This window comes from Aquimarina amphilecti (genome assembly GCF_900109375.1).
GTDB lineage: Bacteria > Bacteroidota > Bacteroidia > Flavobacteriales > Flavobacteriaceae > Aquimarina > Aquimarina amphilecti.
Genome location: NZ_FOAB01000005.1, coordinates 238,514 through 254,274 on the forward strand (window position 1 = coordinate 238,514; position 15,761 = coordinate 254,274).

At 33.1% G+C, this 15,761-nt stretch carries 11 protein-coding genes and 1 tRNA gene; 5 read left to right on the plus strand and 7 right to left on the minus strand.

Going from position 1 to position 15,761, the window contains the following annotated elements:
• Positions 1-16 precede the first annotated feature (16 nt).
• Both BMY33_RS14565 and BMY33_RS14570 read left to right on the plus strand, forming a co-directional pair.
• A complete protein-coding gene (locus BMY33_RS14565; RefSeq protein ID WP_139195664.1) occupies positions 17-1,213 on the plus strand; it encodes an MATE family efflux transporter in 1,197 nt (398 codons plus the stop codon).
• Between the two features lie 125 nt (positions 1,214-1,338).
• Positions 1,339-2,556: a glycosyltransferase gene (locus BMY33_RS14570; RefSeq protein ID WP_091409914.1), complete on the plus strand. Its 1,218-nt coding sequence runs from the start codon at positions 1,339-1,341 to the stop codon at positions 2,554-2,556.
• A 68-nt stretch (positions 2,557-2,624) separates the two neighbouring features.
• On the opposite strand, the gene BMY33_RS14575 is transcribed toward BMY33_RS14570, so the two are convergent.
• Genes BMY33_RS14575 through BMY33_RS14585 form a run of 3 tightly spaced genes read right to left on the minus strand, consistent with a single transcriptional unit; the run spans position 2,625 to position 8,487 of the window.
• Positions 2,625-4,148 (minus strand): glycoside hydrolase family 2 TIM barrel-domain containing protein, encoded by a 1,524-nt coding sequence (locus tag BMY33_RS14575; RefSeq protein WP_244543030.1) that lies wholly within the window; start codon positions 4,146-4,148, stop codon positions 2,625-2,627.
• 14 nt (positions 4,149-4,162) lie between these two features.
• Positions 4,163-5,395: a hypothetical protein gene (locus BMY33_RS23485; protein WP_091409918.1), complete on the minus strand. Its 1,233-nt coding sequence runs from the start codon at positions 5,393-5,395 to the stop codon at positions 4,163-4,165.
• Entirely contained in the window at positions 5,395-8,487 is a 3,093-nt protein-coding gene (locus BMY33_RS14585; RefSeq protein WP_091409919.1) for a hypothetical protein, read from the minus strand. The genes BMY33_RS23485 and BMY33_RS14585 overlap by 1 nt, the downstream gene beginning before the upstream one ends.
• Positions 8,488-8,689: 202 nt before the next feature.
• Here BMY33_RS14585 and BMY33_RS14590 point away from each other — a divergent pair, with 202 nt between their 5' ends.
• The gene (locus BMY33_RS14590; RefSeq protein ID WP_091409922.1) at positions 8,690-9,253 is read left to right on the plus strand and encodes a glycosyltransferase; all 564 of its coding nucleotides are present in this window, start codon (positions 8,690-8,692) and stop codon (positions 9,251-9,253) included.
• A 196-nt stretch (positions 9,254-9,449) separates the two neighbouring features.
• A complete protein-coding gene (locus tag BMY33_RS14595; RefSeq protein ID WP_091409924.1) occupies positions 9,450-10,418 on the plus strand; it encodes a type I phosphomannose isomerase catalytic subunit in 969 nt (322 codons plus the stop codon).
• 111 nt (positions 10,419-10,529) lie between these two features.
• Here the strand turns inward: BMY33_RS14595 and leuB are convergent, their stop codons facing one another.
• The 4 genes from leuB to leuC all read right to left on the minus strand — a co-directional run bounded on the left by leuB (position 10,530) and on the right by leuC (position 15,260).
• Positions 10,530-11,588, minus strand: a complete 1,059-nt coding sequence (gene leuB / locus BMY33_RS14600) for a 3-isopropylmalate dehydrogenase (RefSeq protein ID WP_091409927.1) — start codon at positions 11,586-11,588, stop codon at positions 10,530-10,532.
• Positions 11,589-11,614: 26 nt separating this feature from the next.
• A complete protein-coding gene (locus BMY33_RS14605) occupies positions 11,615-13,138 on the minus strand; it encodes an alpha-isopropylmalate synthase regulatory domain-containing protein (protein WP_091409930.1) in 1,524 nt (507 codons plus the stop codon).
• Between the two features lie 107 nt (positions 13,139-13,245).
• A complete protein-coding gene (gene leuD / locus BMY33_RS14610) occupies positions 13,246-13,842 on the minus strand; it encodes a 3-isopropylmalate dehydratase small subunit (protein ID WP_091409933.1) in 597 nt (198 codons plus the stop codon).
• 20 nt (positions 13,843-13,862) lie between these two features.
• The gene (gene leuC / locus BMY33_RS14615; RefSeq protein ID WP_091409935.1) at positions 13,863-15,260 is read right to left on the minus strand and encodes a 3-isopropylmalate dehydratase large subunit; all 1,398 of its coding nucleotides are present in this window, start codon (positions 15,258-15,260) and stop codon (positions 13,863-13,865) included.
• A gap of 388 nt (positions 15,261-15,648) precedes the next feature.
• Here leuC and BMY33_RS14620 point away from each other — a divergent pair.
• Positions 15,649-15,721, plus strand: a tRNA-Met gene (locus tag BMY33_RS14620).
• Positions 15,722-15,761 lie beyond the last annotated feature (40 nt).

A 15,761-nucleotide genomic window follows, 5' to 3' on the forward strand; every position in this document is an offset into this window, starting at 1 on the left:
GTCGGAACAAAAATTTATGCTTAGCGTTATAGTAGTTAATGCAGGGAATTATCTCTATAACTTATTGTTAGGTAGAATTTTAGGGCCTGAAATGTTTGCGGATGCCGCACTATTGATAACATTTTTGTTGGTGTTGTCTTTCGTAGCAATGACATTTCAATTAGCCACAGCAAAGTTTTCCGTTTTATTTGAGAATACTACTTTTAAAAGTTTTATTTCTTTAGTTTATAAATATGCAGGTATTACCGGTATCATTATAGGTGCAGTGATGATTGTTTTCGCTAAACAGTTGCAAGAGCTTTTTAATACGAACTCTTCATTAATGTTCACTCTTTTTGGATTAGGAGTACCGATCTATTTTATAATGAGCGTAAATAGAGGTTTTTTTCAAGGTACTAAAAGGTTTGAGAAACTAGCTTGGACATATCAAGGAGAAATGTTTAGTCGTTTGATTATTACATTGTTATTGATTTTTACGATTTCTCAAGTAAACTCTTCGATTTTAGTGGTAACAGGGATTGTGATTTCATTCTTTTTTGGTCTATTGCCTTTTAAAAAAGAGAACTTTTCGCTGCGTGTGACAAATGTATTAAGCAAAGAACAAACGAGTCAGATTAGTAAGTTTTTTGTGCTTACAGCCTTTTATGAGTTAACCCAAATAATAATTAATAATAGTGACATCTTATTAGTTAAGCACTATTTTGCAGAATATGATGCTGGATTATATGCTTCTCTTGCACTTATAGGAAGAGTGGTATATTTTGTAACTTGGATGTTCGTAATGCTTCTATTACCAGCCGTAATAGAAAAGAAAAAATTAGGAGAAGCCACTGCCCCAATTCTAGTTAAATATGTAGGATATGTCGTAGGACTGGCTTCTGTTGTTGTTTTAGGTTGTTATCTTTTTCCAGAATTTGCAATTCATGTTTTATTCGGTGACGCTTATTTATCCATGGCTCCATTACTTTGGAAATATGCAATTGCCACAGCATTGTTCGCAGTGTCTAACATATTTGCATATTATTTCTTGTCACTAGATCAATATATACCAGTAGTAGTTTCTGGGTTATTAGGAATTTCACAAATTTTATTGATCATATTTTTTCATAGCTCTTTGTTAGAAGTAGTATTGGTACAAATAATTGCAATGGCTGTTTTATTAGTTGTTCAATTAGCGTATTTCTTTTATAAATATGGGGAAAATTCAAACTAAATTAGTATATTTTACAATCGTCGACACAAAATTGCATCTGAACGAAAACAAATGCAGTCTTAAAGAGATATAATACATCTTTGTGATATCCTTTTGGACCTCAAGTTTAATATAAATCTACAATCATGAAATTAGCAATTGTAACTGCTTATCCACCAAGTAAAGTAACATTAAATGAATATGCTTTTCATTTGGTAAAACATTTTAGGCAACAAGAAGAGATAACAGAGTTGGTGTTGTTAACTGACGTTACAGAGTCAGAAGCCAACATTGAGTTCGAAGAGGCTGGTTGTAAAGTGATTGTAAAGTCCTGTTGGAAATTTAACAGTTATAGAAATATAATATCGGTTATGAAAGCGGTTAAGCAAACAAAACCAGATGCGATTCTTTTTAATCTTCAATTTATGAAGTTTGGAGACAAGAAAATTGCAGCTGCTTTGGGTTTATTGTTGCCTTTTCTATGCAAAATGAAAAAGATTCCAACCGTTGTTTTACTGCATAATATTATGGAGCAAGTGGATTTAGGTAAAGCCGGTTTTACCAATAATATAGTATTAAAAACCGTATTTAATTGGATCGGAACTATCTTAACAAGATTTGTATTAGCGTCTGATCGAGTAGCGGTAACGATAAGTAAATATGTTGATATTCTTGAAAAGAAATATAATGCCAAAAATGTAGTACTTATTCCTCACGGTACTTTTGAGATTCCGGAAGAACCTTCTTATGATTTACCAGAGGGTCCGCTTAAGGTGATGACATTTGGAAAATTTGGAACTTATAAAAAAGTAGAAATATTAATCGATGCAGTAAAAAAAGTAAGAACTACTACTGGTGCCAATCTCGAAGTTGTGATTGCTGGTACCGATAACCCGAATACTCCGGGATACTTGGAACAGGTAAAAAAACAATATCTTGATGTGCCGCAAGTAACCTTTACTGGATATGTAGAAGAGGAGGATGTTCCTGTAATTTTTGGAGAAAGTGCAATGGTCGTATTTCCTTATACCTCTACTACAGGAAGTTCTGGTGTATTACATCAGGCCGGAAGTTATGGAAAAGCTGTAGTAATGCCTGATTTAGGTGATCTTAGTATATTAGTAAAAGAAGAAGGGTATAGAGGAGAGTTTTTTGATCCTAAAAGTACCGATAGTTTAGCTACTGCAATAGAAAAAATCGTAGTAGATACAACCTATAGAAATCAACTAGCAAAAGCAAATTACAAAGCGGCTACAGCATTCCCTATGAGTAGAATAACTAAAATGTACATTGATACATTTAAGAATATAAAGAAAGGGAAAAGCAAAAAAAAAGAAAAAGAATTACAAGGAGTATCTGTTTAAAATAGCACAGATATTATAGTTTTGTATTTAGTAATTAAGTGTTGATATGTTTTAATTAAAGATGTTTTTCAATAACTTATAAATTGAAAAGCATCTTTTTTATTTCCTTCAGAATCAATAAACCCAAAATGTTTTTGTGCATTTTTTCTCCAAGGTAATCTACCAACTACTTCCGTAGGAATATTATCAAAATCATATAATGTCCACGACATATAATGGAGTTCATTCTTTTGTATGATTTTCTGGAATTTCTCATGATAAGAAGCTTGATCTTTTTCAGAATTACCAAACGGTGCCCATAGCCCTTTATTAGAAGACAAGCCAAATTCTTGTAATACTAACGGTTTATTAATGGAGGATATCGTATTAAAAGACTCAGAAAAATTTTCTAAATCTCTATAATAATGAAAAGAGATAATATCTAATTTATCACTTAACAAGCTGGCGGATTCTATGGATGACCAACCAATCGTTATAGGATGTATACTGTCTAAAGATCTTACTTGATGAGTCATTTCCGTTAACCAAGCAAGTACGGTTTCTTTTCTTCGACTCTCAAAATCTAAATTAGGCTCATTTTTAATATCCCAAGCTAAGAGTGCCTTGTGATCTTTTATGGCATTAACAATTTGCTCTGCATGTCTATGTGTAAAAGTCCAATCATCAATAGCATAATTTCCATAAAAATCAAAAAGAGTAACAACTGCTTTTAGTTTAGTATCTTCCGCAAGGTCTAATACTTGTTTTAGTTTTTTAAGTTTTTCGGCTTTTACGTACTCTTTGCCAAACTCTTCATACGGCACAAAAATTCTAATAGTATTAAGTCCTGCATTTTTAATAATTTCTAAATCCTTTCTAATCGTAGCGATTTCAAAATCATCACCAAACATATTCCAAGGGTTTTTTTGAGGGTAATAATTGATTCCTTTTATCTGATAGGTACTACTATCAACTATAATTTTCTTTCCTTTTACATATGTGGATTTCTTTTGTAATATGGTATCTGGTTGTGATAGCGGTTTTTTAACTATATGGCGAACTCTCCAGAACCCATCTTCTAGCAACATGGCTATTTTGTAATCAGAAATATCTTTGGTTGCAAACTGTAATTCATTTTCTTTAAAAAACTGAGTATATGATGTTACGTTTTGATCCTCAAAAACTACTAATTGTCCATCGGCACTATAAAAATCCAAAGCTAGGTTATGATTTAGCGTGGTGCTAACTACTTTTACCTTATTTTCGATATTAAACTCAATACTTTTTATCAAATTTTCACGAGCACTTTCTGTATAGAAATCGAAAATCCCTAAGGAATCATAAGTTGTATATCCTACGTTTCTAACATACCAGGAATTAATATAATCTTTTTGGATATCTCCCATAGTTTGTTTCTCAATTGGTCTTGCAGGGTTTATAGTGTCTTTCCAATTGACTTTGGGTATATATGCCTGCTTGTTTTTTACACCAATATGAAGCATCATAGAACGATCTGCACCAGTATTGAGAAAGGATAATGTCTGACTTATACCAAAAAGAATAAGTCCATTTATGATTATAAATGAAATAATAATGAAAGATCTGTATATCATTTTATTTTGTTTCTTCATTCCAATACTATGTGATCGTATTTTTTAGTAATGCCCATTCCTGTAACTTCTAAAGTATATTCTCCCGCTGGAAAGAAATCATTAGATAAATAAAAGTCTACAAACCCTTTAGAAGAAAATTCAGTAAATGTATCTGTCAATGTATCATTGTTATATACGTGTAAAGAAATCATGGCGCCATCCGGTATAATTTGATTCATAAAACTTAAGATAGCTCCTACTTTAATATTTCTTTTTCCTTTATCAAAAGTAATTGTATAGTCCGTTACTGCGGGTTTAAATTCTAAAGTAAGTTGGTCACTTTCTGCCATTTCGGGTATAAAGGCCTGCGCAGTCCACGATGATGCTTTAGCTGGATGTATCATATATCCTGTTGCCACACCCTTAATAGTAGTTCCAGAAGCTCGTAATTGTTCATTATGGTTTGTTAGAATGCTAAACTCTACGATACGTCCATCACTTATAGTATTACCATATTCATCTTTAATTTCAGAAGTAAAAAATTTTACAATTTGATTTCCATCGGCATACTCGTGTTTTTTTGAAACCTTTAATTCAAAATCTTGAGCTTGTGATGGAAAAACATTAAGTGTAAATTCTTTTGAAGCTAAATTACCTGTGTTTGCACTGACAAGAATTCTTCCCGATTCTTGATAAGAGTATATATTTTTCCAAGCAATAAAATTATTTATAAATAGCTCAGAATCTTTTTCTAAATCTAAAAATTGATGTTTGATTGTAACTAAAGTACTATCCTGAATTGGATTGTCATAGTTGTCGGAAGGTATTACGGTGAACATACCATAATCTTTTCCTCCTGCAGTAATGCTTGTCGGACCTAAATAAGATTCTAGAGGTTCTTTAATCATTTTAGATGCTTTAATATGTAAACTTCCTGAGTAAATCTCTTGCAGATTATGAACTAATTTATAATTGATTACCCCTCTTTTTTGAGATAAAAAAGGAGGAATTTTAAAAACTAAATTGCCCTCTTTTTCTTGAGAATTAAGAACTGATATCCCATAAGAGCTTTTTACAATAAGAGAAATTTCACTAGATTCTTCTGCTTTAAATTTCAAAATAATTTCTTCACCTGCAGTATAAGTGTTTTTAGCTTGCAGCGTTGTAATATTTATTTTTTGAATATTCTTAATAATAGGATTGCTTGTGGTAAACCCTAGAATGAGAATCACTAAAAATAATAGATATGTATATGTTCTCAGTTTCATTAATTAGGGGCTCCTATATAATTGTTAACGTCTATTTTTATAAAACTATAACCAGTTCCGTCTACTGGTATAAAGGAATAATCCTTTTGATCTCTTCTTCTATTAGGGGTTACTTTATGACTAATATCCTTATTGGGTAATCCGTTAATAAAAATATTTTCCATATCCTGACTGATAGATTTTAAGTTGCTGATTTCTTTTAAGATATAGGTAAAAGGTCTTTTACGCTGAGGTCTGATTCCTTCTCTTATATAAGAATGATCAACCCAAATAAGTTCTTTTTGATCATTATAATACGATATAATCAATTGAGGGATAGTGATTTCTTGTAAACCAGAATTAAATAAGATACCCTGTACTTTATTTTTATCAATTTTAACTTCAGAAAGAGCAAGTCCTTTATATAAATCCGTTGTAGCTACATTACCCGCACATTGTAAGTTAAAAGTTAGAGGAATATCTGTTAGATTTATAGTAGTAAATTCATCTGGATTGAAGGTTTCAGGTTTTTGTTCGTCTTTGTTCATCCAAGCAACCCCTTCAAAATTAACCCTAAAACTAGTAATTTCTTTAGGTACCAGTTTATGTTTCATCTGATCCTTTGCGTTATATACGGCTAGTTCTTGATTTTTAGAATTATAAAGTGTAGCCTTTATAATAACATCTGCTGGCACGTTATCAATATTTTGTATTTCTCCAACTACCGTGTATATCGTATCATTTTTAACAAGATTTGCATTGAGAACTTCTAAAACTGGCTGTTTTAAAACATCTTCATGAAAGGTTTGTTCAGAGGATATTCTTCTTCTTCCATGATTATAAAACTGAGTTTTATTTTGTGAAAATAATTGATCAGGAGGAATATCAAGATCATAGTTAGGTGGTTTTACGAACCATTCCCTTTTATGTTTTACGAGTTCTAAGTAAAATACTTTGTCTATCCTTTCTAATGGGGTAATCCAATACGTAGTAGCTCTAGCTTTTGCTGTACTATCCGTTTGATCCAGAATAGTTACATTAATCTCGTCCATTTTTGCGTATGAACTTAATAAACCATCTGTTACCGCAATTTCTAACATGTATTGATCTTCTTCCTTATTACTTTCAGGATCTATATAACTATATGCTCTTTTAAATTCCTTGAAATCTAGTGCGTCATAATAGGCCTTTACTACATTTTGCGGACTTATTTGTGTAGCATTTTTGATGTAAAAAATATAACTACCATAGCTTATAATTAATAAAAGCAACACTATCCAGATATGCTCCAAACGAATCATATAATTTTTGAAATCTTTATATTTTATTCCATACTTAAAAAAATCTGGATGATTTTGATCTCTGGTTTTAAGCGCTTGAATCCATATAGTTTGGATATTAATTATAAAGGCTAGCAGTACTGTTATGACTGGTATTAGACCCCACATAAGTTTTAATGGTAAAGCGACATCATCTTTTGGAATAATGTTAGGTATGGGCGGAATGTTTAATTTTTCCCAAACCATGATACCGTTTTCTAATTGTCTTAGTCGCTGCCAACCACAGAAATAAAGAATTGGGTCATAAAATTTATCATTAGAAAACACGTACTTTAAATTGTATTTTTCGGGTACCGTTAGAAATTGTTGTAATGAACCAATACCTTCTACACCTCTAAATTTTGAATTTTCTAATCTTTCGACAGCTCTAGAAGTCAATTCAGGAAGTCTTCTTGCAGAGTGATAATTGCCATCTACGGTCATTGCATTCGTCTGAGCTGATAACCATGCCATTTGATCCCCAAAACCTAAGGGTAAGTACCTCCAGTGATCGTGTTGATCTTGTTTCAGGAAGTTTAAAATGGGGAGCATTTTTATTTTTTGTGGTTGTGAAGGTCTAAAGTATCCTAAACTCATGGTAAATATGCATACAAAAATATAAGCTCCAGCCAGAGAACCTCCTAATATTCGATGGTAAACACTACCAAATTTTTTCTGGAGGCTTCTTTTAATATCTCCTTCTATAAAACGATAACAAAACTCTCCAAACATTGGCAAAGACATAATAGAAGCCCACAATGTAAACCTATCGAGTGTTAGAATATTAAAAGCATTATCCCCTAGTAAGACTTTAGGAATAGGAGTTGTTCCTCCTGTACCTAATATACTTAGTAAGGTCAAGGATAAACCAAAAAACAAGTATCTTTTACTATAATACCGATAAAATAAATAAGGAAAAATAAACAAAAGTACTCCCCATGGTATTAAGAAGAAAACGAGTCCAGATGAAGTAATTTCTAAAAAATTATCTCTAGAACCATGCGGGATAGGAACCTGAGTAATCGGGTTGTTTTTTGTGTTAATCCAATAAGGTAAAATGCAAAAAATGATAAGCGTTAAAGACCCCATACCAAAACCTACAATTCTCCAAAAAAGCTTAAAGAATGTATTTAAAAAAGTTTTAAATCGAATAGCAGAATACGAACCGACTTGATCTTTAGCACTGTCCATAATTACCATTCCGATAAGCGGAAATATAAAAAAGATCATTCCGAAAATTGGAGTAACATGATGAGAGGTTACTGTAACAGCTAACAGACTAAAAGCTCGAATTAAATATTTGTATTTTCCGGTTTTGATCCACAAATAAATTTCGGGTAATGCGTGCATCAGAACTGAGATTCCAATAATACTTGGTAATTGACCAAAAATATGCAAGGTTTCTACAAAAGAAGACGAGAATACAGCAACCAATGCGGCATATCCAGCAATATTTCTCTTACCAGTCATCAGTAACGAAAATCGATAGACCCCTGTTATAAATAGGATGATAGCAATGATACCTACTGTAAAAAGACCGAATTTAAGACCTCCTATAAGAGATAGTAGTCCTATACTTTGATGTACTAACGGAGGATATCCCATAACGGTAAATCCAGTGTACCAACTATAGTTCCAAGGCTCAAACCAACTAGATGCGTAATGGTCGGCAAAAAATAGATGAATCAATGCGTCGTAAGTAGTTTCTAATGTAAAGAAGATACTAGAGCCATGGAATAGAACTCCAATAAGTAAAGCACTGATTAAATATTTGTTTGTAATTCTTTTCTCCATTCAATAACCCTAAGCGGAAACTTCCCTTTAAATATACAAGAAACTTTCTCTGGATTAAATATACAATAAAGCTTTGGGTTTCGACGAGTGGTACGTCTTTCGATGAATACCATTCATCGATAGCTTTTTTAGAATGATCGAATTACCCCAATTTTGGATACCTCCCTATCCTATTTTTAACTCGTAATCGAAAATAACGTTCATGAAGACAGGAATAATCATACCATGCTTTAACGAGGAAAAAAGACTAAATGTTACAGCTTTTAAAAATTTTGTTAGTAAAGAAAATGACTATTACTTATGTTTTGTAAATGATGGAAGTAAAGACAATACATTAAAAGTATTACAAGAAATTCGAGAGATAAATCCTTCTAAAGTAAGTATTGTAGATATGAAGAAAAATGGAGGTAAAGCAGCAGCGGTAAGAGCTGGGTCACGATACTTATACAGTTTTGTTGAAATAGATTATATCGGATTTATTGACGCTGGTCTTTCAGCAGATTTTGAAGATTTTGGAGACCTGTTAAAGACTTTAAAAACAAATAATGAATTAAACTTTGTTTTTGGTTCAAGAGCGAAAAATGCATCAGAAGCAATAGAAAAAGATAAGATAAGATCTTTATTGTCTAAAGTGATTAATATACTGATTATTTTAATGGTAGAATCATCAATAGAAGATACAGTATTTGGTGCTAACATTTATAAAGCAGATTTAGTGTCTATAGTGTTGGCAGAAAGTTTTATGAGTAACTGGTTTTTTATGTAGAGATGTTTATCAGGATGGATAGGTGTTTTGGAAACGAATAGATAATGAAAATTATAATAGAGATACTATTGAAAAAATGAGGTCATATGAATGTTATTATTTATGAATACTTAGTTGAAATTAAAAACTATTCTGAGTCCGCTATAGTGAGGTGATTAAAAGTTACCCTAAATCTTATAACCTAAACCCTAGAACTATGATTAACTATCCTATTAAATTTGAACCAATATTGAAAGAGAAAATATGGGGCGGGAATAAATTGAAAAATGTTTTATGTAAAAAGACTACTAAAAGTAATGTTGGAGAGAGTTGGGAAATTTCGGATGTAAATAAGGATGTATCTGTTATATCTAATGGTCTTGCTAAGGGCACTACTTTAAGAGAATTGATTAATTATTATCAGTGTTCTTTATTAGGTAAAAAAAATTATGAAACTTTTGGAAAGAAATTTCCATTATTGATAAAATTTATAGATGCGGATAGAGATCTTTCAATTCAGGTACATCCAGATGATGAAATGGCAAAAAGAAGACACGATTCATTTGGGAAGACAGAAATGTGGTACATAATGCAAGCTGACAATAATGCCAATCTCATTGTAGGTTTTGAAGAAAAAATCTCAAAAAGAGAATATATAAAACATCTAAATAATAATAGTTTAGAGAGTATCTTACATTATGAAAAAGTAAAGCCTGGTGACTCATTTTTTATCGATGCAGGAAAAGTACACGCAATAGGAGCAGGAGTAATGTTAGCAGAAATACAGCAAACCTCCGATATTACCTATAGGTTATACGATTGGAATAGAAAGGATGCAAATGGAAATACTAGAAAACTGCATACTGCAGAAGCGTTAGATGCAATTAAATTTAATGGGAAAAGAGATTTTAAGAAAACGTATCAAAAATTAAAGAATAGTACATCTAATATCGCAGAGTGCCCTTATTTTACAACTAATTTTACGACAGTCTCTGGGAAATTTGAAAAGAATTACACAGAATTAGATTCATTCGTGGTATATATGTGTACTAAGGGAGAAGGTAGAATAACAGTAAACAATCATACCGAAACTGTAAAACAAGGAGAAACAGTATTGTTGCCCGCAATGGTAGATCAAGTGAAGGTAACATCCAATTATTGTGAACTATTAGAAGTTTTTATTTAGTATCAGATTTAGGTAAGAAAAGGATAGTAAATAGCTTTATTTCATAAATAATTGTAGAAAAGGAAAATCCATCAGTTTGAAGAAGCTGTTAGATTTTCCTTTATTTTAATTTTATATGTTTTGAGTAAGCCAATCTCCAACTTCACTTGTCTTATATGCTTTTTGATCTCCAGCTAAATCTTCGGTAACCACTCCTTCATTTAATGATTTGTCGACTACATCTCGGATAGATTGAGCTTCTTCATTAAGTCCAAAAGCTGTTTCAAACATCATAGCTGCAGATAATACTGTTGCCAGCGGATTGGCAATGTCTTTGCCTGCTGCTTGGGGATATGAACCATGGATAGGTTCAAATAGAGCAGTTTTCTCTCCTAGAGAGGCAGAAGGCATTAATCCCATTGATCCAGATATAACAGAAGCTTCATCGGTAAGAATATCTCCAAATAAATTTTCCGTGATTAATACATCATAAGAATTCGGCCACTGCACCAATCGCATGGCTACAGCATCTACAAATTCATAACTAACCTCAACTTCTGGATATTCTTTTTCCATAGCTTGTACTGTTTCTCTCCATAAACGAGAAGATTCAAGCACATTGGCTTTATCTACACAGCATAGTTTTTTACCACGTGTCATAGCCATTTCAAATCCTTTTTTGGCTAAACGTTTTACTTCTTCTCTAGTATAAGTACACGTATCATAAGCAGTATCTCCATTATCCTCTCTACCTCTTTTTCCAAAATAAATACCGCTAGTTAATTCGCGAAGAAAAACTAGATCGGTTCCCTCAATTCTTTCTTGTTTTAAAGGAGATTTATCAATTAGAGAAGGGAATGTAAAAGTTGGTCTTACATTAGCAAATAAACCTAATTTTTGGCGCATTTTCAGTAACCCTTGCTCCGGACGCACTTTTGCAGAAGGATCATTATCAAATCTAGGGTGACCAATAGCTCCAAACAGTACAGCATCTGCGTTAACACAAATTTCGTGAGTTTCATCGGGATACGGTTCTCCAACCGCGTCAATAGCAGCGGCACCAGTTAATGCCGATGTCCAATTTATTTGGTGGTTATATTTTTTCGCAACTGCATCGCAAACCTTTACAGCTTGATCGATAACTTCGGGACCAATCCCATCACCAGCTAGTAGTGCTATGTTTAATTCCATATATTTATATTCTCAGTTCTATTTTATTATAATTCAATAATATTTAGCATTTTTTCTGTTGCTTTAATGGCAGAAACAGTTTGATCAGAATCTAGTCCCCTGGTCACGAATTCTTTTGTTTCAGTTTTCCAGGTGATCACAGTTTCACAAAGCGCATCAGAATTACTTCCTGGTGGGATCCGAACGGCATAGTCAATTAATTTTGGTAAACTCTTCTTTTTTTGAGTATATACTTTTTCTAAGGCATTTATAAATGCATCATACTGACCATCACCTTGAGCATGTTCTTCAAGAACCTCATCATCCATTTTAATAGCAAGTGTTGCAGAAGGTTTTAACCCTTTTGCATGGTTTAAGACATAAGATTTGATTTTTACTTTGTCTTGATAGAGTTTACTATCCAATACATCCGAAATGATATATGGTAGATCTTCTTGAGTTACCACTTCCTTTTTATCACCTAACTTAATGATCTTCTGAGTAACTTTTTTGATATCTTCGGCACTAAGCTTTAACCCTAATTCTTGAAGGTTTTTTTCAATGTTAGCTTTTCCTGAGGTTTTACCCAATGCATATTTACGTTTTCGTCCAAAACGCTCAGGCATCAGATCATTAAAATATAGATTATGCTTGTTATCTCCATCAGCATGGATTCCTGCTGTTTGTGTAAATACATTATCTCCAACTACAGGTTTATTAGCAGGGATTTTAAATCCAGAAAAGGTTTCTACCAGTTTACTTACTTTGTAGAGAGCGGATTCTTTTACGTTAATACGAATTTCTGGAAGGTAGTCATTAATTACAGCAACTACACTTGCTAAAGGAGCATTTCCTGCTCGCTCTCCCATACCATTCATGGTAAGATGTAAACCATTTACACCAGCCTTAACTCCTTCAATAGCGTTCGCAACGCCAAGATCATAATCATTATGAGCGTGAAAATCAAAATGTATATGAGGATATCTATTTCTTAAAGAAGATAAATATGCATACGCCTCGGAGGGAATAAGGACTCCTAATGTATCAGGGAGTAAAACTCTTTTTACAGGCTGTGTAGATAGGAAATCCAGAAACTGGTATACATATTCAGAAGAGTTACGCATACCATTACTCCAATCTTCCAAATAAACATTTGTAATAATTCCCTCTTGTGTTGCTTGTTCAAAAGCCTTTGTAATATCTCCAAAATGTTGTTCAGGAGTTTTTTTTAATTGGTATGTTAAGTGGTTTAGTGATCCTTTGGTAAGAAGATTCTGAACTTTAGCCCCAGTATCTTTCATCCATTGTATAGATTTACCACCATCTACAAAGGTTAATATTTCTATCTGGTTAATATACCCATTCTCATTTGCCCAATCAATAATATTCTTAACTGCTTCGAATTCACCTTCGGATACTCTAGCGGATGCTACTTCAATACGATCTACACCTAATTCTTCGATTAAAAGCCGAGCTATTGTTAGTTTTTCTGAAGCAGAAAATGAGATCCCAGAGGTTTGTTCACCATCTCGGAGCGTAGTGTCCATGATTTCTATTGATCGTTTACTCATACGATTTGTTTTTGCGTTAGGGATAGTAATGAAAATCCCACAGCCTGAGGAACGAAGTGCGAGGAATTGAAATGATAGCCCGCTTGAACGCCCAAAAAATTATATAGTTAGAAAGGTCGGGCTGTTGCGAATTCTTGAATTTCCGACTTCATTTTGGTTAGATAATCAATATCGTCATACCCATTGAGCATATTATCCTTTTTATAGCTATTAATATCAAAAGATTCTGATTCCCCAGTAGCTTTGATTGTAATGGTTTGTTGAGGTAGATTTACTTCAATCTCAGTATTAGGATTTGTTTCAATAGCTTTAAATATTTTTTCTAAAAATTCTGGACTTACCTGTACAGGTAAAACACCAATATTAAGGCAGTTACCTCTAAAAATATCTGCAAAAAAACTTGATACTACACACCTGAACCCATAATCATATACAGCCCAGGCGGCGTGTTCACGGGAAGATCCCGATCCAAAATTTTTACCTCCAACAAGTATTTTACCGCTATATGTAGGGTTATTTAGTATGAACTCTTCTTTTGGTGTATTATCGTTGTTATATCTCCAATCTCTAAATAGATTATCTCCAAAGCCTTTACGTTCTGTGGCTTTAAGAAAACGAGCCGGAATTATCTGATCAGTATCTACATTTTCAATTGGTAACGGTACAGCAGTAGAGGTTACTATATTAAATTTATCGTAAGCCATTTTTTTATTCTTTATAATAATTATGCTAAAAGTGTTCTTGGATCTGTTACTACTCCGGTAACAGCTGTTGCGGCTGCAACCAGAGGACTTGCGAGTAAAGTTCTCGAACCAGGTCCTTGTCTTCCTTCAAAATTTCTGTTAGATGTACTAACTGCTAACTTTCCTGCTGGAATTTTATCTGCATTCATTGCTAAACATGCAGAACATCCAGGCTCTCTCAATGTAAATCCTGCTTTGGTGATGATGTCTAACAATCCTTCTTCTTTAATAAGTCCTTCTACTTCATGAGATCCAGGAACCAACCATGCAGTAATATTTTCTGCTTTCTTTTTGCCTTTTACAATAGAGGCGAAAGCTCTAAAATCTTCAATTCTACCATTAGTACAACTTCCTAAAAAAACATAATCCACAGACTTACCTATCATAGCATCTCCTTCGTTAAAATCCATATATCCTAAAGATTTTTTATAGGTAGCAACACCACCTTCTATAGTTTCTGCATCTGGTATAGTATTGGTAATACCAATACCCATTCCTGGATTAGTACCGTAGGTAATCATAGGCTCAATATCGACTCCATTAAAAGTAAGTTCTTTGTCAAAAACTGCATCTTCTTCTGTTTTTAGGGTTTGCCAATATTCCATAGCAGTATCCCAAGCTTCTCCTTTTGGAGTTAATGGTCTTCCTTTAATGTAGTCGAATGTTTTTTGATCTGGAGCAATCATTCCTCCTCGTGCTCCCATTTCTATACTGAGATTACATACAGTCATACGACCTTCCATTGTCATATTACTAAAAACATCACCAGCATACTCTACAAAGTAACCGGTAGCACCAGAGGTTGTTAATTGAGAAATAATATATAGTGCAACATCTTTTGGCGTTACCCCAAAACCAAGTTCTCCATTAACATTGATTCTCATTTTCTTTGGCTTAGGTTGCATAATACACTGTGTAGATAATACCATCTCTACTTCTGATGTTCCAATACCAAAAGCAATAGCACCAAAAGCACCGTGCGTAGATGTATGAGAATCGCCACAAACAATAGTTGCTCCTGGTAATGTTATTCCATTTTCTGGTCCTACTACGTGAACGATACCATTTTTTTGATGCCCTAATCCCCAGTGAGAAATACCCCAAGCTGCTGCATTTTCTTCTAAGGCTTTTAGTTGATTTGCGGATAAAGGATCTTCTACAGGCAAGTGTTGATTTATAGTTGGCGTATTATGATCTGCGGTTGCAAAAGTGCGTTCTGGATATAAAACAGTATTCTTTCTACTTTTTAGACCTAGAAAAGCAACAGGACTAGTCACTTCGTGAATGAAATGGCGATCAATAAAAAACACATCAGGTCCATTCTCAATGTTTCTTACTACGTGTGAATCCCACACTTTGTCAAATAATGTCTTATTCATTTTTATGATCTTTACTACTATATAGATGATGTATTTAGCATCTTCTTATTAAAATGTTAAAAAGGAGGTAAATTTACGAGTTACGATAGATTTCAGCTAATAAAACTATAAAGAGAGGAGTAGTTTTAAGTATATCTCAATTTTAGCTAGAATTTTAGATAATTTGACAAAAAAGATATTGATTTTAATGAATACTATTATTTTTAATTAGAGTATATGATTTAAAATCAAGGCATAAGAAAATTTGGGATAAAAAAAATGTTAGTTTTTGTTAATTATCCTTTGTAAAGCTAAAAAAGGTTGTATATTTGCCGTCCGCAAGGAAAGATAAAAGTTTGTTGAGCTCATAACTCAAAGTTTTAAAGACAAGTAAGTTCTTATCTTATATCGCGGGATAGAGCAGTAGGCAGCTCGTCGGGCTCATAACCCGAAGGTCACAGGTTCGAGTCCTGTTCCCGCTACAACAAACCAGATACTTTAGTATCTGGTTTTTTTTATGGA